Source organism: Acinetobacter qingfengensis, from assembly GCF_008693185.1.
Lineage (GTDB): Bacteria > Pseudomonadota > Gammaproteobacteria > Pseudomonadales > Moraxellaceae > Acinetobacter > Acinetobacter qingfengensis.
This window is the reverse complement of record NZ_VXKN01000011.1, coordinates 104,875-129,718: the sequence shown is the minus strand read 5'-3', so window position 1 is coordinate 129,718 and position 24,844 is coordinate 104,875. Positions and strand designations below refer to the sequence as shown.

23 protein-coding genes are annotated in these 24,844 nt (G+C 36.7%); 7 read left to right on the top strand and 16 right to left on the bottom strand.

The features are described 5' to 3' along the window. Positions 1 to 263: 263 nt before the first annotated feature. Positions 264 to 1,829, bottom strand: a complete 1,566-nt coding sequence (gene ahpF, locus F4V57_RS13045) for an alkyl hydroperoxide reductase subunit F (RefSeq protein ID WP_070070755.1) — start codon at positions 1,827 to 1,829, stop codon at positions 264 to 266. 237 nt (positions 1,830 to 2,066) lie between these two features. Between ahpF and trmB the strand changes: the two genes are divergently transcribed. Then, the gene (gene trmB, locus F4V57_RS13040; protein WP_070070756.1) at positions 2,067 to 2,792 is read left to right on the top strand and encodes a tRNA (guanosine(46)-N7)-methyltransferase TrmB; all 726 of its coding nucleotides are present in this window, start codon (positions 2,067 to 2,069) and stop codon (positions 2,790 to 2,792) included. 78 nt (positions 2,793 to 2,870) lie between these two features. Here trmB and F4V57_RS13035 read toward each other — a convergent pair whose 3' ends face one another. Beyond that, positions 2,871 to 4,262: an LLM class flavin-dependent oxidoreductase gene (locus F4V57_RS13035; protein ID WP_070070757.1), complete on the bottom strand. Its 1,392-nt coding sequence runs from the start codon at positions 4,260 to 4,262 to the stop codon at positions 2,871 to 2,873. Positions 4,263 to 4,749: 487 nt separating this feature from the next. Here F4V57_RS13035 and F4V57_RS13030 point away from each other — a divergent pair, with 487 nt between their 5' ends. Beyond that, complete coding sequence (locus F4V57_RS13030; protein WP_070070334.1) at positions 4,750 to 5,454, top strand: glutamine amidotransferase; 705 nt, start codon at positions 4,750 to 4,752, stop codon at positions 5,452 to 5,454. Positions 5,455 to 5,558: 104 nt separating this feature from the next. On the opposite strand, the gene dmpG is transcribed toward F4V57_RS13030, so the two are convergent. The 9 genes from dmpG to hcaE are packed head-to-tail and all read right to left on the bottom strand — an operon-like array spanning position 5,559 to position 13,667. After that, positions 5,559 to 6,599, bottom strand: coding sequence for a 4-hydroxy-2-oxovalerate aldolase (dmpG, locus tag F4V57_RS13025; RefSeq protein ID WP_070070335.1), 1,041 nt, complete (start codon positions 6,597 to 6,599; stop codon positions 5,559 to 5,561). A gap of 10 nt (positions 6,600 to 6,609) precedes the next feature. Next, positions 6,610 to 7,551: an acetaldehyde dehydrogenase (acetylating) gene (locus tag F4V57_RS13020; RefSeq protein WP_070070336.1), complete on the bottom strand. Its 942-nt coding sequence runs from the start codon at positions 7,549 to 7,551 to the stop codon at positions 6,610 to 6,612. Between the two features lie 12 nt (positions 7,552 to 7,563). Then, positions 7,564 to 8,358 (bottom strand): 2-keto-4-pentenoate hydratase, encoded by a 795-nt coding sequence (gene mhpD / locus F4V57_RS13015; RefSeq protein ID WP_070070337.1) that lies wholly within the window; start codon positions 8,356 to 8,358, stop codon positions 7,564 to 7,566. 24 nt (positions 8,359 to 8,382) lie between these two features. Then, positions 8,383 to 9,576, bottom strand: coding sequence for a 3-phenylpropionate/cinnamic acid dioxygenase ferredoxin--NAD(+) reductase subunit (gene hcaD / locus F4V57_RS13010; protein WP_070070338.1), 1,194 nt, complete (start codon positions 9,574 to 9,576; stop codon positions 8,383 to 8,385). Beyond that, positions 9,573 to 10,547, bottom strand: a complete 975-nt coding sequence (locus F4V57_RS13005; protein ID WP_070070339.1) for a 3-carboxyethylcatechol 2,3-dioxygenase — start codon at positions 10,545 to 10,547, stop codon at positions 9,573 to 9,575. The genes hcaD and F4V57_RS13005 overlap by 4 nt, the downstream gene beginning before the upstream one ends. 36 nt (positions 10,548 to 10,583) lie before the next feature. Further along, positions 10,584 to 11,399 carry a 3-phenylpropionate-dihydrodiol/cinnamic acid-dihydrodiol dehydrogenase gene (gene hcaB, locus F4V57_RS13000; protein ID WP_070070340.1) on the bottom strand — a complete coding sequence of 272 codons (816 nt, stop codon included), beginning with the start codon at positions 11,397 to 11,399 and terminating at the stop codon, positions 10,584 to 10,586. 11 nt (positions 11,400 to 11,410) lie between these two features. Then, positions 11,411 to 11,728 (bottom strand): 3-phenylpropionate/cinnamic acid dioxygenase ferredoxin subunit, encoded by a 318-nt coding sequence (gene hcaC, locus F4V57_RS12995; RefSeq protein WP_070070347.1) that lies wholly within the window; start codon positions 11,726 to 11,728, stop codon positions 11,411 to 11,413. A 14-nt stretch (positions 11,729 to 11,742) separates the two neighbouring features. After that, complete coding sequence (gene hcaF / locus F4V57_RS12990) at positions 11,743 to 12,300, bottom strand: 3-phenylpropionate/cinnamic acid dioxygenase subunit beta (RefSeq protein ID WP_070070341.1); 558 nt, start codon at positions 12,298 to 12,300, stop codon at positions 11,743 to 11,745. Further along, the gene (gene hcaE / locus F4V57_RS12985; protein ID WP_406564526.1) at positions 12,297 to 13,667 is read right to left on the bottom strand and encodes a 3-phenylpropionate/cinnamic acid dioxygenase subunit alpha; all 1,371 of its coding nucleotides are present in this window, start codon (positions 13,665 to 13,667) and stop codon (positions 12,297 to 12,299) included. Before hcaE ends, hcaF begins: the two co-directional genes overlap by 4 nt. Positions 13,668 to 13,852: 185 nt before the next feature. Here hcaE and F4V57_RS12980 point away from each other — a divergent pair, with 185 nt between their 5' ends. From F4V57_RS12980 to F4V57_RS12970, 3 genes are all read left to right on the top strand, one after another. Then, positions 13,853 to 14,743, top strand: coding sequence for a LysR substrate-binding domain-containing protein (locus F4V57_RS12980; protein WP_070070342.1), 891 nt, complete (start codon positions 13,853 to 13,855; stop codon positions 14,741 to 14,743). A gap of 202 nt (positions 14,744 to 14,945) precedes the next feature. Then, positions 14,946 to 15,806, top strand: coding sequence for an alpha/beta fold hydrolase (locus F4V57_RS12975; protein ID WP_070070343.1), 861 nt, complete (start codon positions 14,946 to 14,948; stop codon positions 15,804 to 15,806). 195 nt (positions 15,807 to 16,001) lie between these two features. Then, positions 16,002 to 17,258, top strand: coding sequence for an OprD family outer membrane porin (locus F4V57_RS12970; RefSeq protein ID WP_070070344.1), 1,257 nt, complete (start codon positions 16,002 to 16,004; stop codon positions 17,256 to 17,258). A gap of 110 nt (positions 17,259 to 17,368) precedes the next feature. On the opposite strand, the gene F4V57_RS12965 is transcribed toward F4V57_RS12970, so the two are convergent. The 3 genes from F4V57_RS12965 to F4V57_RS12955 all read right to left on the bottom strand — a co-directional run bounded on the left by F4V57_RS12965 (position 17,369) and on the right by F4V57_RS12955 (position 20,384). Beyond that, complete coding sequence (locus tag F4V57_RS12965; RefSeq protein WP_070070345.1) at positions 17,369 to 18,256, bottom strand: LysR substrate-binding domain-containing protein; 888 nt, start codon at positions 18,254 to 18,256, stop codon at positions 17,369 to 17,371. A 203-nt stretch (positions 18,257 to 18,459) separates the two neighbouring features. Beyond that, positions 18,460 to 19,701, bottom strand: coding sequence for a 3-(3-hydroxy-phenyl)propionate transporter MhpT (gene mhpT, locus F4V57_RS12960; RefSeq protein ID WP_070070346.1), 1,242 nt, complete (start codon positions 19,699 to 19,701; stop codon positions 18,460 to 18,462). A 287-nt stretch (positions 19,702 to 19,988) separates the two neighbouring features. After that, entirely contained in the window at positions 19,989 to 20,384 is a 396-nt protein-coding gene (locus F4V57_RS12955; protein WP_070070916.1) for a winged helix-turn-helix transcriptional regulator, read from the bottom strand. Positions 20,385 to 20,490: 106 nt separating this feature from the next. Between F4V57_RS12955 and namA the strand changes: the two genes are divergently transcribed. Beyond that, the gene (gene namA / locus F4V57_RS12950; RefSeq protein WP_070070915.1) at positions 20,491 to 21,567 is read left to right on the top strand and encodes an NADPH dehydrogenase NamA; all 1,077 of its coding nucleotides are present in this window, start codon (positions 20,491 to 20,493) and stop codon (positions 21,565 to 21,567) included. A 173-nt stretch (positions 21,568 to 21,740) separates the two neighbouring features. Here the strand turns inward: namA and F4V57_RS12945 are convergent, their stop codons facing one another. Then, positions 21,741 to 22,625, bottom strand: a complete 885-nt coding sequence (locus tag F4V57_RS12945) for a LysR family transcriptional regulator (protein WP_070070413.1) — start codon at positions 22,623 to 22,625, stop codon at positions 21,741 to 21,743. 103 nt (positions 22,626 to 22,728) lie between these two features. Here F4V57_RS12945 and F4V57_RS12940 point away from each other — a divergent pair, with 103 nt between their 5' ends. Next, a complete protein-coding gene (locus tag F4V57_RS12940) occupies positions 22,729 to 23,475 on the top strand; it encodes an alpha/beta fold hydrolase (RefSeq protein WP_070070412.1) in 747 nt (248 codons plus the stop codon). A 61-nt stretch (positions 23,476 to 23,536) separates the two neighbouring features. On the opposite strand, the gene F4V57_RS12935 is transcribed toward F4V57_RS12940, so the two are convergent. Beyond that, positions 23,537 to 24,841: an MSMEG_0569 family flavin-dependent oxidoreductase gene (locus F4V57_RS12935; protein WP_070070411.1), complete on the bottom strand. Its 1,305-nt coding sequence runs from the start codon at positions 24,839 to 24,841 to the stop codon at positions 23,537 to 23,539. Positions 24,842 to 24,844 lie beyond the last annotated feature (3 nt).

Below are 24,844 nucleotides of genomic sequence, written 5' to 3'. Positions count from 1 at the left end.
ACTCGCAAAGTGCCGTCTGTACAGCTTGTTGCGATGAAGTTTGAAGAGCCTGTAAAGGCACAGACCAAGAATGTAAGTAATTGATATATAAAGGGATAATATGCAATGTTTCGTATAATCAATATTATGTTAAATGACCTATGAACTGTCACAACTGCTTTATCTACGATTGCTTTAAATTTTAGTTATATCTGTGATTTTTTCTAATATTAATAATATAAACCCCAAAGTGATCGAAATCACTTTGGGGTTTTCTGATCTCTCTATTGACCTGAACGAATAATATAATCAAAGGCACTTAAAGAAGCTTTGGCACCTTCACCAGTTGCAATAATGATTTGTTTATAAGGTACAGTTGTACAGTCACCTGCTGCAAATACACCTTGTACATTAGTTTCATTACGCTCATTAATGATAATTTCACCACGATTACTTAGAGCAATTTCAGATTGTTTAAGGAAATCTGTATTTGGTAACAAGCCAATTTGGACAAAAATACCAGCCAAAGTAATCACATGATCTTCATCAGTGTTACGGTCTTTATATTTTAATCCAGTCACTTGACTACCATCTCCCAAAACTTCTGTAGTTTGTGCATTTTTGATTACAGTTGTATTTGGTAAACTGTGTAATTTATCCTGTAAAACTTGATCTGCACGTAATACATCACTAAATTCAATTAAAGTAACATGTTCAACAATACCCGCAAGGTCAATCGCAGCTTCTACACCAGAATTTCCGCCACCTACAACCGCAACACGTTTTCCTTTAAATAATGGACCATCACAGTGTGGACAATATGCTACACCACGAGTACGATACTCTTGTTCACCTGGTACACTCATTTCTCTCCAACGAGCGCCTGTAGATAAAATCACTGTTTTTGATTCAAGTTTTGCACCATTTTCAAGCTCAAGATGGACTAGACCATTGTCAGTTTTATCTGCACCAATAATAGTTTTGACACGTTGTAGATTCATGATGTCTACACCATACTCACGAACATGTGCTTCCATATCTGCGGCAAATTTTGGCCCGACAGTTTTTTGTACAGTGGTATAGTTTTCAATGTCCATGGTATCCATAACTTGTCCACCAAAACGTTCTGCAACAATACCCGTATGAATTCCTTTACGAGCCGCATAGATTGCGGCAGTTCCACCAGCCGGTCCACCACCAACAACCAGTACATCAAAAGCAACTTTGGCATTAAGTTTAGCCGCTTCTTTTTCAATTGAACCTGTATCAAGTTTTGCAACAATTTCCTCAATGGTCATACGACCTTGACCGAAATGTTCATTATCCTGAAATACCATTGGTACAGCCATAATTTTACGTTCTTCAACTTCTTCTTTAAAGAAACCACCTTCAATCATGGTTGCAGTTGAATCTGGATTATTAATTGCGATTAAGTTTAGAGCTTGTACAACATCCGGGCAGTTATGACAGGTCAATGAAACAAATACTTCAAAATTACTATGCAAATCCAATGCTTTGATTTGTGCCAAAACTTCATCTGAAACTTTAGGTGCATAACCTGAAACCTGAAGTAATGCCAAAATTAATGAAGTAAATTCATGCCCCATTGGCAAACCAGCAAAATAGACACGAGGCTGCTCCCCTACTTTTGCAATACCAAAACTTGGGCAACGTGAATGTTGGCCGTCAAAACGTGCAGTAACCTGATCAGATAACGCTGCAATTTCTGTTACTAGTTCTTTGATTTGTGCTGACTTATCACTATCATCAACTGTTGCAATAATTTCAATTGGTGATTCTAGGCGTTCTAAGTAAGCTTTTAATTGTGTTTTGACGTTTTGATCTAACATGTGTTTTCTCCGATTGAGTGAATTTCGTTTCATTGAGGCTATCTTAATCAAAATTATGATATTGGTAAAACAGAATGTTTTTATAAAAATTATCGGTTTTTTGAATTTAAACAACGTTTCAAGTCAAAATAGCTCGATTAGCCAATATTATATGATGCCAACATGCCTGTTAAGATTGCCCTAAAACCAATATGCTTTTAGAATAGCGCAGTTTTTCTATGAACTCATTACATTGTTATGTCTGACTTATTACAAAATCAAGCTTCTAACGAAATAACAGAACTTGATAATCTGCCTGAACACCGTGAAATTGTTACTTTTATGCGTCGATCAGCGCCTTTAAATACATCACAACGTCAAGCTCTGGAAAATTATCAACATTTGATTTTGCAATATCCAGTGGGTGATCTACGTCAGGTATTTACACATCCGGAACGCCCATTAACGGTTGAAATTGGCTTTGGTATGGGACGTTCACTGGTACTAATGGCAAAAGAAAATCCTCAGCGTAATTATATTGGCATCGAAGTGCATGTGCCAGGTATTGCTCAATGTGTGTATGAAGCTGGCATGGCTGAACTGGAAAATTTACGTGTACTGGATGCAGATGCAATTCAGGTATTAAAAGAAATGCCGGATGCAAGTATTGATTGTTTACAGTTGTATTTTCCCGATCCATGGCAGAAAAAACGTCATTTTAAACGCCGTTTTGTAGTACATGAAAGAATGGCATTGGTAGAGCAAAAATTACGGACTGGTGGTACATTCCATGCAGCAACTGATTGGGAACCTTATGCTGAATGGATGCTGGATATATTGGATAACCGACCAAATTTGAAAAATCTTGCAGGTAAAGGCAATTGCTATCCTCGTCCGGATTGGCGACCACTCACTAAATTTGAAAAGCGCGGTATTGAAGCTGGCCATAGAATTAATGATTTTCTTTTTGAGAAAATTAATTAGATATTAAATGTTTATATGTTGTTAAACTTAGGCTGATGCTTGATCAGCCTAGTATCATTTCTCAGTCTTATATGTCGATTAAATCACATCTTCTAAAACAGATTGTTTTTGATATCGATATTTTGCCCCACGATGATTCTCTGGCAAATAAGCTGTTCCGTTAAATAATTTTTCCCGCAAAGTTCCTTCTTTATATTGGGTTTTATAAACACCACGTTTTTGTAATTCAGGAACAATATAATCGACAATATCTGTAAATGTTTGATGTGCCAAAATATATGCTAAGTTAAATCCATCAACATCCGTATCATCTATCCATTCTTGTAGAGTATCAGCAATTGTTTGTGGTGAGCCGACCAATACAGGGCCATTTCCGCCCAAGCTATTCCAGTTCGCAATTTCTTCAATTGTCCATATTTTTTCTGGATCAGCATTTACATAAGAATCTAATAAAGATTGAATCGCATTGGTATGAATATATTCAACTTTGTCATTAGGTTGATATTGAGAAAAATCTACACCTGACCAGCCTGACAATAGTGTCAAAGCACCATCATAACTTCCATAAGATTGATATTCCTTAAATTTATCATGTGCTTTCTGATCTGTTTCATCTGTGACAATGGATAGCAGTGTATAGATTTTAACAGAATAAGGATCACGCCCTTCTTCAATCAGTTTTTCTCTAATGCCTTTAACGACTTTTTTTGCAGCAATTTTAGATGGAGAGGCAATAAATACACATTCTGCATTTTGACTTGCGAACTTTTGTCCTCGTGATGAAGCACCGGCTTGATAAAGTACAGGCGTACGTTGTGGAGACGGTTCGCAAATATGTATACCCGGCACCGTAAAATATTTACCTTGATGATTAATTGGATGAACTTTTCTATGATCTGCAAAAATACCATTACGCTTATCTCGTAAAACAGCATCATTTTCCCATGAACCTTCCCAGAGTTTATATAAAACTTCAAGATATTCATCAGCAATGTCATAACGATTATCATGATTTACTTGAGTTTTTAATCCAAGATTTTTAGAACCACTTTCTAAATATGAAGTGACAATATTCCAACCCACCCGACCTTTAGTTAAATGATCTAAAGTACTTAGGCGTCTGGCAAATGGATAAGGATGTTCAAACGAAATTGAAGTTGTTACACCAAATCCTAAATGGCGGGTCACTGCTGCCATAGCAGGTACGATTTGTAATGGATCATTTACAGGAACCTGTACTCCCCCGGTTAAAGCATATTCTGCACTTTGATGATAAACGTCATAAATTCCCAATACATCAGCGATAAATATACCGTCAAATAGCCCTTTTTCCAGTATTTTTGCTAAATCTGTCCAATATTCCAGATCTTTATACTCTATGGAACGATCTTGAGGATGCCGCCATAAACCGGGAGATTGATGGGCAATACAGTTCATTTCAAAAGCATTAAAGCTAATTTGTTTAGACATAATATATTCACGCTATTTCATTTATTTATTTTGTCATCTTAAATTAATTTTAACCTAAGATTTATAAGAAAAATTTATTTACTTATATGGATATCTAAAAATAAATTTTTTCTGAAATTATTTGTTTAAAAAATTGAATTTAATACATTTTACCAAAATTAAGCTAACACTAAGTTTAATAAAAAATACAGATTAATTTATCTTAAAATTAATATACTGAAAAATAAAAAATTAACATTTTTATATGTTTAATATCCTTTTTCTTAATTTTAAAATCATTGTTAATTGTAAAAATAAAAAATTATAAGGCTTATGATTTATCGGATAGAAAGGGTAAATATAAAATGTGATTTTTATAGTAATGTATTGAAAAGTTTAATTATTATTAAATATTACATATTTTTTAATTACAGTTTTTTATCATCAAGACTGGATCAAAAATTATTTTTTATTAAAATATTTTTAGCACTCATCAGGAATCATCCGTATGAAAATAATTTATGCAATTCAATGTTTGGCATTTGAAGATTTGGGTAGTTTTGCCCAGACCTTAGGACAACTCAATTATCAGATTAAATACTTACAACTGGGAGTAGATTCAGTTAATGAAGCACTTAACTCCAAATATCCTGTTATTTTATTAGGTGGTCCAATTGGTGTATATGAAACAAAAAATTATCCATATTTATCTGATTTAATTAATAATTTAGAACAACGCCTCAAAAAAAATTATCCCACTTTAGGAATCTGTTTAGGTGCACAATTGATCGCAATAGCTTTGGGTGCCAGAGTATATCAGGGGCATATCAAAGAAATTGGTTGGAGCCGTTTAATTCTAACGGATCAAGGTTTTGCTTCTCCTTTAAAATATTTAGAAAATATACATGTATTACACTGGCATGGTGATACTTTTGATTTACCTGATTCTGTAAAACACTTAGCTGGATCAATTTATTATCCTAATCAGGCATTTTCAGTCGGCTTAAATATTTTAGCACTTCAATTTCATGTGGAAGTTGATCCTTTGCATTTTGAGCGTTGGCTGATTGGCCATAGTGCTGAATTGCAGTATGTACAGGTTGATATTTTAAATTTACGCCAGGAGAATCTGTTATATGGGTCCGCACTACAAAATCAAGCGAATCTATTATTACGTGACTGGATTGCTAATGTTACTCCTGTCTCACATTGAATAATAAAATTTATATTAAATTACTGTCTATTCTAGAGTATGTAATTCAAATCTGAGCTAAGTTTTTCTTAGCTCAACCTTGTTGATCGTAAAAGTAAAGTTTCTTATGAAGATAGACTGAGCATTTTCTTTTGATTTAATAAATTCAATGCAACATCCACGATCATATCTTCCTGCCCACCCACCATACGGCGTTTACCCAATTCAACCAAAATATCAAATGCAGACAAACCATACTTGTCGGCCGCAATTTCTGCATGGCGAAGAAAACTTGAATATACGCCAGCATAACCTAGTGCGAGCGTTTCCCTGTCTACACGAACTGGACGTTCCTGTAGCGGGCGTACAATATCTTCGGCAGCATCAATTAAGGTTTTGACATCACATCCATGATTCAAGCCCATACGTTCTGCCGCAGCAATAAACACTTCCAGTGGTGCATTACCCGCTCCGGCACCTATGCCTGTCAAACTTGCATCAATACGATTACAGCCATGTTCAAGTGCAACCAGACTATTAGCCACACCCAAACTTAAATTATGATGTGCATGCATTCCTGTTTCTGTTTCAGGTTTTAAGATATCTTTGATTGCCTTAAAACGTTCAGCAATGTCGTACATATTCATTGCACCGCCTGAATCTACAACATAAATACATTGCGCACCGTAACTTTCCATCAAGTGAGCTTGTTCAGCCAAGCCTTGTGGTGTATTCATGTGGCTCATCATTAAAAAGCCAACAGTATCCATGCCTAATTCACGTGCATATTCAATATGCTGACGTGATACATCGGCTTCGGTGCAATGCGTTGCCACACGCACGACACTTGCACCTGCATGATAAGCAGCTTTTAGATCATGAACTGTGCCAATACCGGGCAGTAATAACGTGGCAACTTTGGCATGTTTTACCTCATTTGCCACAGCTTCAATCCACTCTAGATCAGTATGTTTAGCAAAACCATAGTTAAAGCTTGAACCCTGTAAACCATCACCATGTGCAACTTCAATACTGTCAACACCTGCCTGATCCAAAGCACGAGCAATCTGACGTACCTGATCCATAGAATACTGATGCCGAATCGCATGCATACCATCTCGTAAGGTGACGTCTGAAACGTAAATTTTTCTTTGTTTATCAATCATTTTATTATCCTTAGGCACTTTTACGAGATAAATGGGTTGCTGCAAATCGTTCGGCAGCAGCTAATGCAGCACTGGTCATAATATCCAGATTACCGGCATAAGCAGGCAAATAATGTGCTGCACCTTCAACTTCCAGAAAGATAGAGATTTTTAAACCGGAAACTTGACCCAGTCCCGGAATATTTAAAGGGTGATCTGCATCATAATGATCAAATTGTACATCCTGCTTTAAACAATAACCCGGAACATAAGCACTGACCGCTTTTGCCATCTCTGCAATCGCATCACGAATTTTCTGCTGATCTGCATCAAGATCAGTAAAGCAATATACTGTGTCACGCATAATCAACGGCGGTTCAGCAGGGTTAAGCACAATAATGGCTTTACCTGTCTTGGCACCACCTACATTAACGATGGCTTTGGAGGTTGTTTCGGTAAATTCGTCAATATTGGCACGGGTTCCCGGGCCAGCAGATTTACTCGCAATAGATGCAATAATTTCCGCATAATGAACTTTTGCCACTTGCGACACGGCATATACCATTGGAATGGTTGCCTGCCCACCACAGGTCACCATATTAATGTTATTTGCATTCATGTTCTGATCAAGATTGACTACAGGCACAACATAAGGCCCGATTGCCGCAGGGGTTAAATCAATGACTTGAATACCATATTGCTGTAACACTTCATTATGGTGCGCATGTGCACTTGCGGACGTCGCATCAAAAACAATTTTAATGTCTTTAAAAGAAGGTAATTTTAATAGCCCTTCCACACTTTCTGCTGTGGTTTCAAAACCAAATCGGGCAGCGCGAGCCAGTCCATCCGAGTTGGGATCAACCCCCACCATTGCACTCATTTGCAAATATTTTGAGTTGCGCATGATTTTAATCATCAGGTCAGTACCAATATTACCTGAGCCAATAATTGCCGTTTTAATTCTTTCCATGATGTCTTTATCCTATTCACTAAAAGTTGCAGTCACTGCACCAAAACCATCAATTTCCACTTTGAATTCATCACCTGACTGCACCACAACCATTGGCCCCAACGCACCGGTCAGCACAATATCACCTGCCAGTAATGGGCGACCTCGACGAACCATTTCATCAGCAAGCCAAACTGCTGCATTTAAAGGATTGGCCAGACATGCCTTACCCTGCCCTTGTGAAACAATTTCTCCGTGACGTGTCATGCGCATTTGGCAATTGACCAGATCAATATCTTGTAATTTGACAGGACGTGAACCTAAGACAAATGCAGCAGATGAGGCATTATCTGCTACGGTATCAAGCAAACTGATTTTCCAGTTTTCAATACGGCTATCAACAACCTCAATGGCAGGCAAAGCATAGGCTGTGGCAGAAATAATATCGGTATAATTGTGTTTGGCTTTGCTTAAATCATGCTGCAAGACTAAAGCAATTTCTGCTTCAACTTTTGCCTGAATAAAACGCTGCAAAGGAATGATTTCACCATCACCATAGGCCATATCGGCAAATAACATACCAAAATCCGGTTGATCCACCCCCAATTGTGTCTGTACCACTTTAGAAGTTAAACCAATTTTACGTCCAACCAAACGGCGACCCTGCGCCAGAGCCTGTTGGGTATTGATCTGCTGAATCGCATAGGCAGTATCAACATTTGCATGTTTTTCAGGTAATTCATTACGAATCGGAGCAATTGCTTTGGTATTTTTCTCTGCATTAGCCAAAGACTTTGCAATTGATGTCATTAAATTTTCAATATTCATCAGATATTCCTTGGAAAATACCATTTAGGCGATTTCGGTGATACTTGCAAAACTCGTCTGGCTGCTAATCATCTTTTTAAGGGCACGCATTTTTTTAGCAGCATTGACAGTGATGGCAGCGACAATAATTTCATCTTTCAAGCCATAGGCAATAAATGATGGCAATGTTGTTTTGCTATCTTTAATTTTACGAATATGCCAATCACTGACATGCAGATCTCCGGCAAATTGAATATTAAAACCGAGTTGATCCGTCCAAAACCAAGCCGGACTGGCTTTTGGATGTTCAATATTCATGACATGGCGGGCAAATATTGCAGCCTGTAGGTTGGCATTTTCCCAGGTTTCTACCCGATGATAATGACCATCTTCACCTAGCTGTGTCGCTACATCACCTGCTGCATAAATATCAGGATCAGACGTTTGACAGTTCTCATTGACCTGAATGGCAAAATCAACATCTAAACCTGCATCTATGGCAAGCTGTGCATTTGGAATCACGCCAATACCATAAATCACAGCATTTGCCTGAAGCTGCTCACCATGATTTAAGTCCAGTATGATGTGATCATTTTCAAGTTTTGCTGCTGTTATTTGGGTGTCCAGACGAATATCTACTCCGGCTTGACGATGTTGAGTCAACAGAAAATCACTTAACAGGCGAGGTGCAGAACGTCCCATCAAGGTCGATCCCACTTCAAGTAATACCACCTCTGCCTGTTTTGCTCGTGCAGAAGATGCCAGTTCCAAACCAATCACACCACCACCGACCAAAATCAGCCGTTGATCCGGTTGCAGAACGGAAATCAATGCCTGAGCATCATCCAGATTACGCAAGGTATAAACATGTTTGGCTAAAGCATCCAATATGGGTAATCGTCTTGGTGCTGCACCAGTAGCAATTAATAATTTGTCGTAGTGAATTTTTTCGCCACCACTCAACTCAACCCAATGTTCCATCCGATGAATTTTCTGTACTGCATGATTTAAAATCACGTCTACTTTCAATTCCTGAAGTTTTTGTTCAGACAGTATTTCGACTTTGGTTGAATCAGGATTTAAGATGACATCTTTAGATAAAGGTGGTCTTTCATAAGGCAAATATTTTTCATCGCCAATTAAAATAATCTTTCCCTGATATTGATGTTGTCGAAGTTGCAGAATTGCATTGGCACCTGCTTGACCAGCACCAATAATGACAATGGTATTTATGGTCATAGATAGCTTCCTTGATTTTTAAATTCAGCAGAAACAATACTAAATCCAGCAATCCATTCATCAATTTCTTCATAGCAATGCACTTGCATATCATATTCACCCAATGCATGCATGGTGGCCAAAGCTGCAATCCAGCAACGAATTTCCTGCCCACCTCGACCGCCATGTTGACGAATATCTTCTTCTGTCATGGCAATTAAGGCATCAAAATCGGCATTTTTAAATAGATCCAAAATCTGCAAATCCCATGCTGCATTCAGTGGTACAGCAACCGATTTATCCCCTGCTGCAAGTTTCTCGCCCACCGCAATCACTTTGGACTGGCGAATATTTCTTGCTTCTGGACTAGGATTACGACCTGCAATTAAAAATTCTTCCGTTTCGGGTGGCACAGAACCTATCTGTGGTGTTGGCGGATCATGAGACAAACCACCAGTACCTAAAATAAGCACACGCTCTTTTTGCAAATCTAAAGTTTTTAAAAATTCAGCGATTGCCTGACCTAACTTTACGGTTCGATCTACGGTAGGCAGTGGCACGGCAGCCGCATTAATAAATATAGGAATAGTGGCATAACGATCAAGCTGACCGTCACATAAAAAATGTAAAGGTTGTGTGATACCATGATCGGCCTGCATGCGGTAAGAATACGCAACATCAACACCTTCATCCAGAACATGACGGATCATCTCTTTACTGCGCTGTTCCGGAACATGGAGTTGACCGGGACCATAATTCCAGTCACCGGCAGCGGAAGCACGGATACCGACACAAAAACTTGGCATCAAATCATAGAAAAAACCATTGAAGTGATCCGGTCCATAAACAATCATTAATGTCGGATCATATTGTTTCACTTCATCTGCTAATTTTTTAAACGTATCACGAACATTTTGTTCTTGTGCCTGATCTTGTGGTGTTGCAAATTCCATTAAAGGGCTATGTGAAGCACATATCAATTTTACTGCCATAGTCGATCCATCCTGTTAAAGCTTTCCGCAATTGTTTTAATTGTTCAGCAATTCAGCCCGTGGCTGTCTTAAACCGCGAATACCCAAACCACAATCTGCATTAATCAGTACCCCGGTTAAGGGGCGGTTATTTTGGCGAGATGCCAGCAATACATAGGCACCGGTCATATCTTCGGCTTCCGGGAGAAAATCAAGTGGCATTCCTCGGGCGATCTTCTCAGGATCACGTGCATCAAGTAGACCGATATTCTCCTGACCCAAAGATGCTGCACCTTTAATGTTGACGTTCATTCCCGATGGTGCAACTGCATTGACTCGTATTTTGGGCGCAAGTTCATAGGCAAGTTCTTTCATAATGCCAACACCAGCATGTTTGGAAGCAGTATAAACAGGACCACCACCAGCCGGGTAAAGTGCTGAATTAGATAAAGTGAAAATGATTGAACCTTCAGACTTTAACAATTCATTTAGGGCTGCTTTTGCACCTAAAATCAATGCTTTGCTATTAATTCCCATAATTTCATCAAAGGCCTGATCAAGTTGCTCACCTGTCATATTGACGATATCAGCGTAATGATCCCAAATACCGGCATTACCAATAAAACAATCCAGTTTACCAAAGCGCTCAACCGTTGCCTGCACCGCCCTGAGATTATCCTGATATTTAGCAACATCACCTTCGATCACAACAATGTCATCAGCATAACGCTGTTTGAGTGCGGCGACTTTAGCTACTGAGCGTTGTAATACAGCAATCCTGGCACCTTCATCAATAAAACGTTCCACCAAAGCCAATCCCAAACCTGATCCACCACCGGTGATCAATATCACTTCATTTTTTAACCAGCCCATGAATACGTCCTTTAAATCTCAACATATAATGCGTCATCTTCAATGATGACCGGAAAGGTTTGAATGGCTTCTGTGGCAGGGACACATTGTGGTATGCCTGTTTTCAAACAAAATCGTGATGCATGTAATGGACATTCCACCGTACCATCTTCTTCCAGATAGCCTTCAGACATTGAAGCATTGCCATGACTACATTTGTCATTCATGGCAAAAAATGCACCATTAAAATTAAACACTGCGATTGCCTTGATGCCATCAATATCACAATCAATTTTCAGTGCTTCACCTTCATCTAACTCGTCAATTTGACACACAAATATTTTATTCATGACTGCTGTATTCATTATAGAAACACCGTAATGTTATGTGAGGTAACCGTGGCTTGATCCAGAGTAATGTCACGCTTGGCAATCAACCACCCTAATCCTTGATCTGATTTACGCAGCACGTCGATGCGCTTGCCGGCATAAATCATAATGTCGGTTTCTTTTTGCGAGCGATACAGTAAATAATTGCTATAAACCCAATATTCATCTGGATTTTCAGTTGGTTCGACACGAATATTGGTGATTAAATGACGTGTCCGAGAGGGTGGTTCTTCTGACCAAGACATTCCGGTTTCCAGTTTTGCAACTCGACGTTCAAGTACATGCTTGGAGTCATTAAATATCCATGTTGATGGTGGTGAAATACTTTTTCTTCGATCACGTGTTTGTGCATTGGTCGTGGTTTTTAGACGGTACAGCATGTCTTCTGCCAGAATGTCCAGCCATGCACGAAACTCCCAGTCATCAAGTAACTGCGCTTCGGCATACATAAACTGACTAATGTCGTGATACAGCTCCATGCTGATCTGCTGCCACGGCTTTTGTACTGTTGGTCTATTCAGAAGTTGATTCATTTTATAAGCTCCTTCTCATATTGTGCTGATGCTTTAAGTACATCTGTCCATTTTTCATGTATGAGTAGATCTGCCCAATACCGGTACATACCGCGAGCGGCTGTTTCAGAGAAAATATGATTGGTGATTCCAGGAATACCATCATCACGGCATTTTTCGTTACCTAAGCCCATTTCTACAATCAGTTTATTTTGTCTGGCTTTATGACCACGCAACACTTTTTGAATTTCGATCCAGTTTTCGCCATCATCAGCCTCTGCAAAGCCTGCTGGGCCAAAGGCTCGTGTTGCAGAACGTTCAAATGCTTCCTTTACCTCATCGGAAGCCGCTTTATCGGTAATACAAAACGCCCAAACTTCGGTTTTATTTGGTCCACGTGGATGCCATACCCGTAGTGTTGCTGTTCCATTTAACCAAGACATGGTAGGAAACATATTGTTATGACCAGCAAGACGTAAGGCACGAACATCCCCTAAACGACTCCTTGCTTCCTCATAAGTTTCACGGAAATAATTTGCGACCTCACCATCGACCCAAAAGTTTGCATCCGGTTTTTCTGTAAAGAAAAATCCAGATCCATGACCATTTTGTCCAAACTGAATATTATCTTTCGCGGTTTCCCAAATTGGACGTGCCGTCTGTGCCTGCCCGAGCTGATTGGTGCTATTGTCACCTTGTTTCCCACCAAGGACTTGTACTGCGGAGGCATGAGAAACCAGTGTATGATATTGATCCGAAGCAAATTGTTCCGCTGCAAACTTCCAGTTACAGTCGATTACCCATTTTTGTACACCACCAACAATTTCCGAACCCCCTTCCCGGCGATCCAGCACACCATCCAGATACCATGCGATATCACCCATATAGTCGATTAAATCGGGCGTTTCGTCATCCCAGCACCCAAAAATCAAGCCTTTATAAGATTCAACACGATTAACTTCGAGCAATCCCCACTTTTCTTTACATGCACCATGTGGATAAGCCAGATTTTCTAATGGAATGTCTTTTACCGTGCCATCAATACCGTATGACCAACCATGATATGGGCAAGTAAAAGCGCGAGTATTGCCACAATCAGCATAGCTGACACGCATGGAACGATGGCGACATTGATTCAGCAATGCTTTGATTGAACCATCTTTTTGGCGGGTAACAATAATTGGGTCTTCACCCATGTAAGTATTAAAAAAATCACCTGACTTGGGAATTTGGCTTTCATGACAGAGAAATAACCATGTTCGCCCAAATACACGCTCTAGTTCTAATTCATATATTTGTGGATCGGTATAAATAGAAGGCACAATTCGCCCCTCTTTTACATCAACCAGACTATTAATATTAAGTGCTTCAATCCTGTTGTTTATCATAACCTACTCCATAGTTTCAAAGCATGACACATCATTTTTGATACTATGGATTTAAGGTCTGCCCAAGTGAAATATATTTTTTATATTCATCTATACACGATGCCAATTAAAACCCTATAGCTTTTAGGGAAAAACTTACTTATGCTCTTTATATATCTATGGATAGATAATTAAGGTGATTAAAAATGGAATTACGCCGCCTTCGCTATTTTATTACAGTAGCAGAAGAACTTAATTTTAGTCGGGCAGCACAACGTCTGTATACAGCACAACCCTCTTTAAGTCAGCAAATTAAGGATCTGGAAGATAAATTAGGCTTTAATCTTTTTCACAGAACCAAAAGAAAAGTTGAATTAACACATGAAGGTATTTCATTTCTGCCATACGCTCAAGCTATTTTAAATCAAGTTGAAAATATGGTAGCAAAAACACGTATGGTAGCAAAAGAAGAAAAAAATTTGCTTAAAATCGGTTTTGTTCCAGTTGCAGAGAGTAAAATTTTTCCTTATGTTTTGCCGACTTTACGCTTTGAAAACCCTGATTTAAAATTATTTTTACAAAGTATGTGCGCAAATAAACAAAGAGAAGCATTGATTAATGCGGACATTGATATTGCACTGGTTAGAGAGAATATTCAATCTGATTCCATTCAAAGCCAATTGATTTTAAGAGAAGAAATGGTGTTTCTTTTGCCAAAATCTCACTCGCTGAATAAATCACCCAAAATTACCGCAAAATCTTTAGAAGGTATATCGTTGATTATTCCCGATGAAAATTATGCACCAACACTACATCACTCTATTAAAGATTTTTTCAATACGCATCAAGTGACTGTCAACTATATACAGGTTGCAGAAAATATTATCTTTAACATTAATTCAGTCAGTATGGGATTGGGATGTGCTATTTTGCCAAGTTATGTTTTACCGATTGTCAAAAATAATAACGCAATTGTTGTAAAAGAACTGGGTGAGGAGCTGCCTTTGCTAAATCTATTCGCTTGTTATCATAAGCACAATAATCAAGCTAATATTCAAAAATTTCTCAACCAAGTCGCACGGAAAATTAAAATTTAATCCTTTGTCTCAGAACTTTGTATTGATATTTAAAATAGATTAAATTTCTTAAAATTTGTATTAGTCAATATATTCAATTTAAACCATCATTAAACGTGATGGTTTAACACGATGATCATTAAACCATTCAAAAATAAGATTTAATGATTTTTAAATCATTTAAATCTATTAAAAATGTTTTTCAAAATGAAAAGGATTATTTATGTGCGCAATGGAAATACCTGACTATAAAACAGATTCGTTCTTTGGTCTGGAAGACCAATGGATTGAAACTGCTTCCGGTGAATTAACCCATTACCATGAGCTTGGTGATGGTACACCTTTACTGTTTTTGCATGGTTCAGGAACAGGCGTTTCAGCAGCAGCAAACTGGTGGCTTAACCTAGAGCAAATTAGTCAGGTTGGACATTGTTATGCGATTGATTCAATTGGCTATGGACAGACTATTGTTGCTGAAAACACAGAATACGGTATCCGGCAATGGGTAGATCACGCCATCCGCTTTTTAGATGCCAAAGGTATTGAAAAGACATGGGTGATCGGTAACTCTCTGGGTGGGTGGTTAGCATTTCAAATGGCCATAGACTATCCCGAACGTCTTTTAGGTATTGTTTCAATGGGTACGGGTGGTGCCAAACAAACGGCTGCATTGAAACAGCATTCAAATCCTGATTTATCACTTGAAGGTATCCGAAAAACTCTTGAAATGTTTGTCGTAGATAAATCTTTGGTCACAGATGAACTGGTCAAGGTTCGTTTGGCTGCGGCAGAAAATGATTGTGCTTCAGACCGTATTTTTGAAGTAGTTGGTGCACGTGATCGTGATCGTTTCGAGTTTCCACTTGATTTTGAAAAAATGAAAGAGATCACGATTCCCGTACTTTTAATTCATGGTGTACAAGATGTCGTTATTCCGGTAAGTCGTACTTGGGACATACTGAATACAGTACCTAACTCAAATGCACACATTTTTAATCATTGCGGACACTGGTCACAAGTTGAAAAAGCCGATGAGTTTAATATTTTAATCTGTAATTTTTTAAAGAGAAATATTATAAACTAGTTTTTAATTAAAATATCAGGTAAAAAATTAAATGGAACATTATTTATTTAATTGTTCCATTTTTAATTAAAGTATTTTGTTTTTTTAATCTTATAGGCTTTATATAATCATAAATCTTTTTTTTGAATTAGAATAATCATAAAACAAAATTATAATCATAAGTGTAAAATGGAATTTATCTACAAGGAAGTACCCATGAAAAAGGCACATTTATTTTTAGCCATGAGTTCACTATTATCTATTCAAACTTTCGCCAACCCATTTATTGATGATTTATCAATGAGTTTGACCACCAGAAATTATTATCTGAATCGTGATTTTACTGATTTTAAACCCATTGCAGGATCAAAAGACTGGGCACAAGGTTTTATATTTAAAATCAATTCAGGATATACTCCCGGAAAAGTTGGTTTTGGCTTAGATATGCAAACATTAACTTCAGTCAAATTACAAGGGGATTCAAAATATCTTGGCAGCGGCTTGCTTACTACAGATGCGGTGACGAGAGAACGTGCTGATACTGCCAGTGAAATTGGCCTAACCGGGAAAATGAAATATAAAAATACGGAATTAAAAGTTGGAACAATACAGCCGTGGACTCCAGTTATTTTTAGTTCTCCATCAAGATTATTACCACAAACTTTTCGTGGTGCAATCATTCAATCGACAGATGTTAAAAATTTAGAACTAACAGCAGCTTATATTGATCAAGTCAATCATCGTGACTCTACGAATAATGAAGATTTATCTAATATTGGTTTTAATGGTCGATTTCAATCCGCTAAAACTGATCATTTTTCAATGTTAGGTGCAAAGTATAATTTATCCCCCAAAACACAAGCAGGTATTTATTACGGTATAGCAAAAGATTTATATAATCAGGCTGCTATAAATTTTAAAAATACTTATGCAATTAAAGATGATACACAATTGATTACGGATTTAAGGTTATGGAATAGTCGTGACAATGGGGAAGCAAAAGCTGGAAAAATAGATAATTCTTTAATCACTGCAAATTTGGGTTTGAACCACCAGAATCATACCCTCACCTTGAGTACCATGCAAAACTATGGCGATACAGCACACCCTTATCTTTCTGGCGGTGAAGTATTAATTTTTATTGATGGCTGGAGTACTGATTTCTTAAATCCTAATGAGCGAGTCTACAGTGTTCGTTATGATTATGATTTTAAAAATTATATTCCCGGCCTTAAATTCATGACTCGATATACAAAGGGAAAAAATATTCACCTACCACATTTAGGAGGTAATCACTTAAAAGAAGATTCTTTAGATTTTGATCTGCAATATACTGTACAAACTGGCCGATTAAAAGGTTTAGGACTACGTGGAAGATATGCTCATTATGACAATAATTTTGCTCAAAATGCTTCATTTAAACCTGCGAATGAAACACGTATAAACATAGATTATACATGGAAGTTTAAATAAAATTCTTTTATTTCATTTAATTCCAAAATAGAACTACCCTTTGAGATATTATTTATTCTTAAAGGGTATATTGCATTAATTGATTTAAAAATAAATTTGATATTTTAATTTCAAAGTAATACTTTTTGTTTTTTAGGGATTAACGATAATAATATTTCCAGTGCTGGATTACTTGAATTTTTATAATTTAAAAATAGTTTTACTTTGGGTTCTATTCTAAGAAACTTTTTAATAATGACATCACTGGTTGCGATAGAATAAATATAGTCAGGTAAAATTGTTAATCCCATACCCATACTTACATAACTCATCGTAACAAAAGCATTTTCTGTTTCGCATGTTACATTTACTGCAATGTGATGATCGTGCATAATTTTCATGATCTTTGATCGCAACTCAGGTGCATATTCAGCAGATGGCATAATAAAATCTAGTCCATTTAATGCTTTTATGGGAATATGTGAATATTTATTCAGTTCATGATTCTTAGGGAGGACGATCACTAAATCTTCCTCTAAACATTCATAACTACTGATTTCTTCATTATTAATATTACATCGGGTAAATGCTAAATCAATTTCACCTTTCTCTAACTTAGAGATTAAGCTAGGCCCCATTTCACTAATAATTTCCACTTTAACAGTTGTACTATTTACGTTAATTGCATCTAAAATAATGTGCGGAATTTTTACTTCTGCACCAATCAGGATACCTATTTTAATTTCGCTAATTTTAGTTTTTAATTTTAATGCTAAATTTTGTGCTTTTTCTGCTTCAATTAAAGTTTTTTTGGCTTCAATCAAAAAAACTTCTCCTGCTTTGGTCAAAGAAATTACCCGACTTCCTCGTTCGAACAGATCTACACCAATAAAATCTTCTAAATCTTTCATTTGTTGACTTAACGAAGATTGGACAGTATTTAATTTTTTAGCGGCAGATACGAAACTGGCTTCTTCAGTTATTGTGACAAAATATTTGAGATGTCTTAACGCGAGCATAAGTCCTTCCTTGACTTTAAATGTTCCTTAAAAGATAGATCAATAGCTTCCTGTAGCTATTCTTTCCCTACATTGAAATCAATATAACATTGTTTAAAAAACTATTTCTATCCGAATTAATTTGCATGATTTTTATATAAAAATAAGTTTAAAAAAGTAAAAAAACCACTTTAGCATAACTAAAATGGTTTTCTTTTCATGCATTAAGCAGCTTGTTGATTGATCTCTACTTTCTTTGAAGATTCTAATTTCTTTGATAAAAGAACCATGATGATCGCGGATAGCAGAATTCCAGGAATCGCAGCAGTAAATACACCTGATGCACCTGCACCAGAAGCAACAATAAATCCAGCTACTGTCGGACCAACCATTGCTCCTGCTCGCCCAACCGCTGAAGCTGCCCCAACACCAGTACCGCGTAAATTTGTTGGATATACAAAACTTCCGTAAGCATAGAGGACGCCTTGTCCACCAATAGTGAATGTTCCGGTAATCGTCGCTGCAATATAAATTTCAGTTAATGTACTCGCATTATTTAAACTCAGTAATCCGACCAGAATACCAATATACATTAAGATGATCACCAATACTTTATTCCAGCGATCAATCAGCATACCCAAAATAATTGTACCGAAGAATGCACCGATCATAAAGAATACTTGGGCCATACTGCCCTGTTGACGTGAGAAACCTAATCCCATAAACAAAGATGGTAACCAGCTCAACATGATGTATACCACCATGAGGGTAAAAAAATAACTAATCCATAACAATATGGTTCGACCTATGTATTGCCCACTCAAAATATCCTTAAAACTTGTTTCTGCAATATTATGTTCAGCTTTATTTTTTACAGCTTGTAAGTATTCTTTTGATTCAGGCAATAAATAAATCATTAGGGGAATAACTAATAGAGGTAAAATTCCACCGATATAGAAAATAGACTTCCAACTCCCTGTTGGGTCATAAGCAGCCCAAAATGACAATAAAATTGCTCCAACAGGTAAGCCACAGTACATGAGTCCAACTGCACGACCACGATTATTTTCAGTTGTTGCTTCGGAAGCTAAAGTAATTAAATTAGGCAAAGCAGCTCCCATACCTACACCAGCTAAAAAACGAACCAGAAGTAATGTATAAAATGAATTCACCCAAGCTGTCATTAATGTAAACACTGCAAAAGTTGCAACTGACCAGATGAGGACTTTTTTTCTCCCTACTTTATCAGCATATCGTCCTCCAAATAATGTACCCGGCAATAACCCTAAAATTCCTGTACTAAAAAAAATACCTAACTGTTCAGGTGTTAGAGAAAAATATTCTTTTATCCCTGAGGCTGCAATCCCGGCTGCCTGTAAATCTAAACCTTCGATTACTGCAATCACAAAACATAAAAACACCGTAATTGGCGATGTTTTTTTATCTGCATTGACACTACTTTCCATATTGACTGTCCTTTGTCATAAATTTATAGCATCATTCCATTTATTATCATTTATGAATACCTTAATAAAAATTAATTGACAGATAAATATCAATGTAATTAATAAAATTATTATAAAGATCAATTTATTGTAATTTTTTTTCATTCTGAAAATAGAAGCTAATTTCTAAAATATATATTTATTAACCATAAAAAATCATTAAATATATATTTAATTCAAATATTTCTTCTTAAAATATCAATAATCACCAACCATTGATGGATAGAAAGACCAAATTTTTCTGATATTTATTGCTTTTTCAAAAGATTTTTGAGTACATCTAAATCTTCTTCTACAGCAGTCTTCATTTCTCTTTTTTCCAACCATTTTCTTCCCCAAAGGCTTAATTCAATAATTAAATGCTGTAATTCTTTACCTTCTTCACTTAATGAATACTCAACTTTTGGAGGAACAACAGGATATACATGTCGTATAACCAATCCATCCTCTTCAAGTTCACGTAATTGTTTAGTTAATAATCTTTGATTAATACCTACAAGATGGCGTTGTAACTCACTAAAGCGCAAAGTCCCATCCTTTAAAAGATGAAATACAATTACACCTTTCCATTTGCCACCAAGAATATGCAATGCTGCTTCCATTGAACAACCTGGAGCAGAATCATAATTACGAAGTTTCTTCATAAGAATTACAGTTACCTTTTAGTAAGTATATGAATTTTTTTAGTGTATAAACACTTTTAATCAGTATGTATCATTAATCCATCGAAGATAACCAATGATGGAAAATATGTCAGCATTATTATTTCAACCAATTACGATCCGCAATGTCGAATTTAAGAATCGAATTGCAATGTCACCTATGTGTATGCACTCAGCGACATCAGATGGACATACCACAGACTTTCATCTTGTACATTATGGTGCTCGTGCTTTAGGTGGTACAGGATTAATTATGCTTGAAACAGCTTCCGTATTACCAAATGGTCCTATTGGACCGGGCGATATTGGAATATGGGATGATAGTCACATTAAAAGCTTATCTCGTGTAGTTGATGTTGTTCATAGATTTGGAGCTAAAATTGGTGCTCAATTGGGTCATGCAGGCCGTCAACTGGGGATAGATTTACCTTCTATTGCGCCATCAGCAATTCCTTTTACTGCTGACTCTCGTGTACCACATGAAATGAGTATTGCAGAAATCAAAGAAGTTGTTGAAGCTTTTCGTCTAGCTACACAAAGAGCATTAAAAGCAGGTTTTGATATCATTGAAATCCATTGTGCTCATGGTTATTTACTCAATGAGTTTCTGTCCCCTCTCGCTAATAAACGTACCGATATGTATGGCGGCAACCATGAAAATCGTTATCGTATTGTGAGAGAAGTCATTGATGCTGTTCGTAGTGAATGGCAAGGTCCTTTATTCTTACGAATTTCTTCAACCGATTATGTTGAAGGTGGAAATACTCCGGAAGATTTTCTTATTTATGGAAAATGGATGAAAGAACAGTCTATTGATTTAATTGACTGTTCATCGGGTGGTATCGCAATGATTTCTGTCAATACTTACCCGAATTATCAAGTACCAGCATCAGAGTTATTACGTAAAAATTTAGATATTCTAACTGGAGCGGTCGGTTTGATTGAAACAGGTCGCCAAGCGGAAGAAATTTTACAAAATGGTCGTGCGGATATGATCTTTGTTGGTCGTGAAATGTTAAAAGATCCATTTTGGGCACGTACAGCAGCTGATGATCTTAAAACAGCCATTCCAGTACCTGCACAATACACTCGTTATGGTTCTGCGTGGCAACGTACCTTGCCTAAACTAGCTGCAGCCCCACTCGATCAAACCGTTGAAAAGTAAATAATAGAAATTGAATAAAGAGAAAAAAATTTTCTCTTTATTCATTAATAATTAAAATAAAATTTCAGCTTAAGTAAGCACCTAAAATTTAACCATAATCAATTTTTTAATAAATTATTTTCAGAAGATAAAAAAGTTTTATAACTAATAATCTGAAGAATTATGTTTAAAGTCTAAATTCCAAATTTAATTAAAATAAAATCAATAAAGCTTTTTAATTTAGGTGGCATTCTACGATCACGAGAATATAAAATATGCATTGAACTATTTATAGGCTCATACTCTGGTAATATTCTAATTAAACGACCAGAGTTAAGGTCATCAGAAACTAATTGGTATGGTTGTAAAAGTATGCCCTGTCCGGCAATAGCTGCTATACGAAGAGCCTCTCCACTATTTGTCCAATATTTTCCAGATATGAGTACAGAAGTTATTTGATTATTTTTCTTAAAAGACCATTGTGTTTTTAATGCTGAATGAGTAAACACAAGACATTCATGGTTTTTTAAATCTTCGGGATTAGCTAATTTTTTATTGAATTTTATATATTCTGGTGATGCACATAATACAAGTTTATAAGGTACTAATAAACGAGATATAAGACCACTGTCCTGTAAATCGCCAGAACGAAATACAATATCATACCCTTCCTCAATTAAATCGACCTTACGATTTGTCAAAATTAACTCTACATTAACTTCTGGATATTTTTTTAAAAATTCAACAATTACAAGAGATAATACATGATTTCCAAATGTGACCGGTGCACTGATGCGAAGCTTACCTCTAGGTGTTGATTTGATTTCTGCTAAAAAATTTTCTGCTTCTTCCATTTCAGCCAGAATATATTTCGCTTTCTCGTAAAAAATTCGTCCCGCATCTGTAAGACTTTGCTGGCGTGTAGTGCGATGTAATAATTTTATTTCCAATAATTGCTCAAGCGACTTAATTTGTTTTCCTGCAACTTGTGATGAAATATCTAATTCTATTGCTGCGGCAGAAATAGAACCTAATTCAACTGTTTTAACGAAAACCTGCATACAAGAAAATCTGTCCATTTGAAACTTTTCATATATAGTTTTGATAATTTCGCATAATTTATCTCAAATTCTTTCTTATGTATAGTAATGACTCAATAATACATAAAGCAAGAGAACCGTTATGTTTAAACAAGCAGATGTAATATCTACTGACAAAGCACTGGCAGAGATAAAAGCAACGATCGTATTTGTTCATGGAGCATTCTCAGATGGTTCAACCTGGAATAAAGTCATCGAATTGCTGCAAAAAGAAGGTCTTGATGTTATTTCTGTACAAAATCCATTAACCTCATTAACAGATGATATTTTGGCGACACAACGTATACTAAATGCCCAAGATAGACCGATTATTCTTGTTGGTCATTCTTGGGCAGGTATGGTCATTACTGAAGCTGGACAACATGAATCAGTGAAAACATTAGTTTATGTTGCTGCTTTTGCACCGTCAGTAGGACAATCTGTTGTCGATTTAGGTAAAGATTTTCCAGCACCATCAGGATTTGATCACTTAAACAGTGATAAAGATGGTTTTTTAACATTGACACTGGAAGGCATAGAGCAACATCTTGCTCAAGATCTTTCTATATCAGCACAAACCAAGCTAATGTACGCAACACAGGGTCCTATCCAAGCAAAAAATTTTGAAGAAAAAGTTTCAACGGCTGCTTGGGAAACAAAGCCTTCTTATTATATTATCAGTGAAAATGATAATATGCTTCAACCAGAACTCCAGAAGCAAATGGCAGAAAAAATTTCAGCAAATACTTTTAGTTTAAAAGCAAGCCATGTGCCTCACTTATCTCAACCAGAAGAAGTTGCAAAAGTGATTCTTGATGCTGCGCTAAATTTAGCACCTAACTTAAATTAAATTGCTTATTTAGCAATAGCGAATCAGGTGTAAAAAAGACTTAATTCGCTATATAGTTTAATTAAATATTAACAAGTTCAGATGAAGACGGATTATCTCGAATATCTAATGACAAGTGCTGCACAATATATTTAGACAAATATTGTGCATCTTTTGCCACATCTAAGAATCGTCCTGATCCCCATGTATGTAACCACGGTAAACCGATAAAGCTAACATCTGGATCAATGGTAATACCCCGATGATGTGTCGGATAACCGTTTTTCTCAAAGATGTCTAAATCAATCCATGAGTAGTCAGGTCTAAAGCCAATACACCAAATAATTGAGCTAATATTTTCTGCCGCCAAGTCAATTTCTGTTACTTCTGATTCTGGTTGCCACACAGGCTCATATACAGAGGCAGGTTCATCAGTTTGAATGTTATTCTCTGAAAGATATGTATCAATACCTGCGTTAATACGATTGTAGGTTTCATCTGCCATATTAAGGTTTTTAACTAAATCTGGACGAAAAATTAATTTTCCATCTTTATAATCTTCAAAACGCCCAAATAGACGCATACCTTCCAGTGCAAATTTACGCAAGTCAATATCACGTCCACCATCTCGTCCTGTTACATAATGATTGGTACTATTACGCACTTCTTCACTATAACGGTGATCTTTAACTGTGGTTTCGTAATAACCCATTTCATAGAGCCATTTTACTACATCTTTACCACGATAGAATCTGGCACAACGAGGTGCATCTCCCGTAGATAAATAAACTTTTTTACCTGCAAGATGTAGATCTTCAGCAATTTGTGCGCCTGATTGTCCAGAACCAACCACTAAAACATTGCCTTCTGGAAGCTGTTCAGGGTTAAAGTATTGTTCTGAATGCATCACCATTACATTGTCTGGTAATGGTGATGAAAGTTTAGGATAAATAGGAGTATGGTAGCCGCCTGCTGCCACGACAAGATGTTTGGCATAGGTCGTGCCTTGATCAGTTTCAATGACAAACTGTTGGTCACCAACTTTTGCAACATGGGTGACATGAATTCCTAAAATGGCAGGTGGATGAAGCTTTTCAATAAAACCATCGAGATATTCAACAATTTCATTTTTCTTCATAAAACCATCAGGTTCTATTCCAGTATAGGGGTGGTCAGGTAATAGACATTGCCAATTTGGTGTGACCAATGTGAAATTGTCCCAACGTTTGCAACGCCAAGCATGGGTTAGCTCAGGCTCTTTTTCTAACACAACATGATGAATATTTGCCTGTTTAAGGTAGTAACTGACACATAATCCAGCCTGCCCACCACCGACAATCACCACATCATAATGTGCTTCCAGTTTTGTTTGCTTAATTGTGTTCATGTG

Coding starts and splice junctions, on each gene's coding strand:
- ahpF (WP_070070755.1), bottom strand. CDS start 1,829: ATGTTAGATCAAAACGTCAAAACACAATTAAAAGCTTACTTAGAACGC.
- trmB (WP_070070756.1), top strand. CDS start 2,067: ATGTCTGACTTATTACAAAATCAAGCTTCTAACGAAATAACAGAACTT.
- F4V57_RS13035 (WP_070070757.1), bottom strand. CDS start 4,262: ATGTCTAAACAAATTAGCTTTAATGCTTTTGAAATGAACTGTATTGCC.
- F4V57_RS13030 (WP_070070334.1), top strand. CDS start 4,750: ATGAAAATAATTTATGCAATTCAATGTTTGGCATTTGAAGATTTGGGT.
- dmpG (WP_070070335.1), bottom strand. CDS start 6,599: ATGATTGATAAACAAAGAAAAATTTACGTTTCAGACGTCACCTTACGA.
- F4V57_RS13020 (WP_070070336.1), bottom strand. CDS start 7,551: ATGGAAAGAATTAAAACGGCAATTATTGGCTCAGGTAATATTGGTACT.
- mhpD (WP_070070337.1), bottom strand. CDS start 8,358: ATGAATATTGAAAATTTAATGACATCAATTGCAAAGTCTTTGGCTAAT.
- hcaD (WP_070070338.1), bottom strand. CDS start 9,576: ATGACCATAAATACCATTGTCATTATTGGTGCTGGTCAAGCAGGTGCC.
- F4V57_RS13005 (WP_070070339.1), bottom strand. CDS start 10,547: ATGGCAGTAAAATTGATATGTGCTTCACATAGCCCTTTAATGGAATTT.
- hcaB (WP_070070340.1), bottom strand. CDS start 11,399: ATGGGCTGGTTAAAAAATGAAGTGATATTGATCACCGGTGGTGGATCA.
- hcaC (WP_070070347.1), bottom strand. CDS start 11,728: ATGAATAAAATATTTGTGTGTCAAATTGACGAGTTAGATGAAGGTGAA.
- hcaF (WP_070070341.1), bottom strand. CDS start 12,300: ATGAATCAACTTCTGAATAGACCAACAGTACAAAAGCCGTGGCAGCAG.
- hcaE (WP_406564526.1), bottom strand. CDS start 13,667: ATGATAAACAACAGGATTGAAGCACTTAATATTAATAGTCTGGTTGAT.
- F4V57_RS12980 (WP_070070342.1), top strand. CDS start 13,853: ATGGAATTACGCCGCCTTCGCTATTTTATTACAGTAGCAGAAGAACTT.
- F4V57_RS12975 (WP_070070343.1), top strand. CDS start 14,946: ATGTGCGCAATGGAAATACCTGACTATAAAACAGATTCGTTCTTTGGT.
- F4V57_RS12970 (WP_070070344.1), top strand. CDS start 16,002: ATGAAAAAGGCACATTTATTTTTAGCCATGAGTTCACTATTATCTATT.
- F4V57_RS12965 (WP_070070345.1), bottom strand. CDS start 18,256: ATGCTCGCGTTAAGACATCTCAAATATTTTGTCACAATAACTGAAGAA.
- mhpT (WP_070070346.1), bottom strand. CDS start 19,701: ATGGAAAGTAGTGTCAATGCAGATAAAAAAACATCGCCAATTACGGTG.
- F4V57_RS12955 (WP_070070916.1), bottom strand. CDS start 20,384: ATGAAGAAACTTCGTAATTATGATTCTGCTCCAGGTTGTTCAATGGAA.
- namA (WP_070070915.1), top strand. CDS start 20,491: ATGTCAGCATTATTATTTCAACCAATTACGATCCGCAATGTCGAATTT.
- F4V57_RS12945 (WP_070070413.1), bottom strand. CDS start 22,625: ATGGACAGATTTTCTTGTATGCAGGTTTTCGTTAAAACAGTTGAATTA.
- F4V57_RS12940 (WP_070070412.1), top strand. CDS start 22,729: ATGTTTAAACAAGCAGATGTAATATCTACTGACAAAGCACTGGCAGAG.
- F4V57_RS12935 (WP_070070411.1), bottom strand. CDS start 24,841: ATGAACACAATTAAGCAAACAAAACTGGAAGCACATTATGATGTGGTG.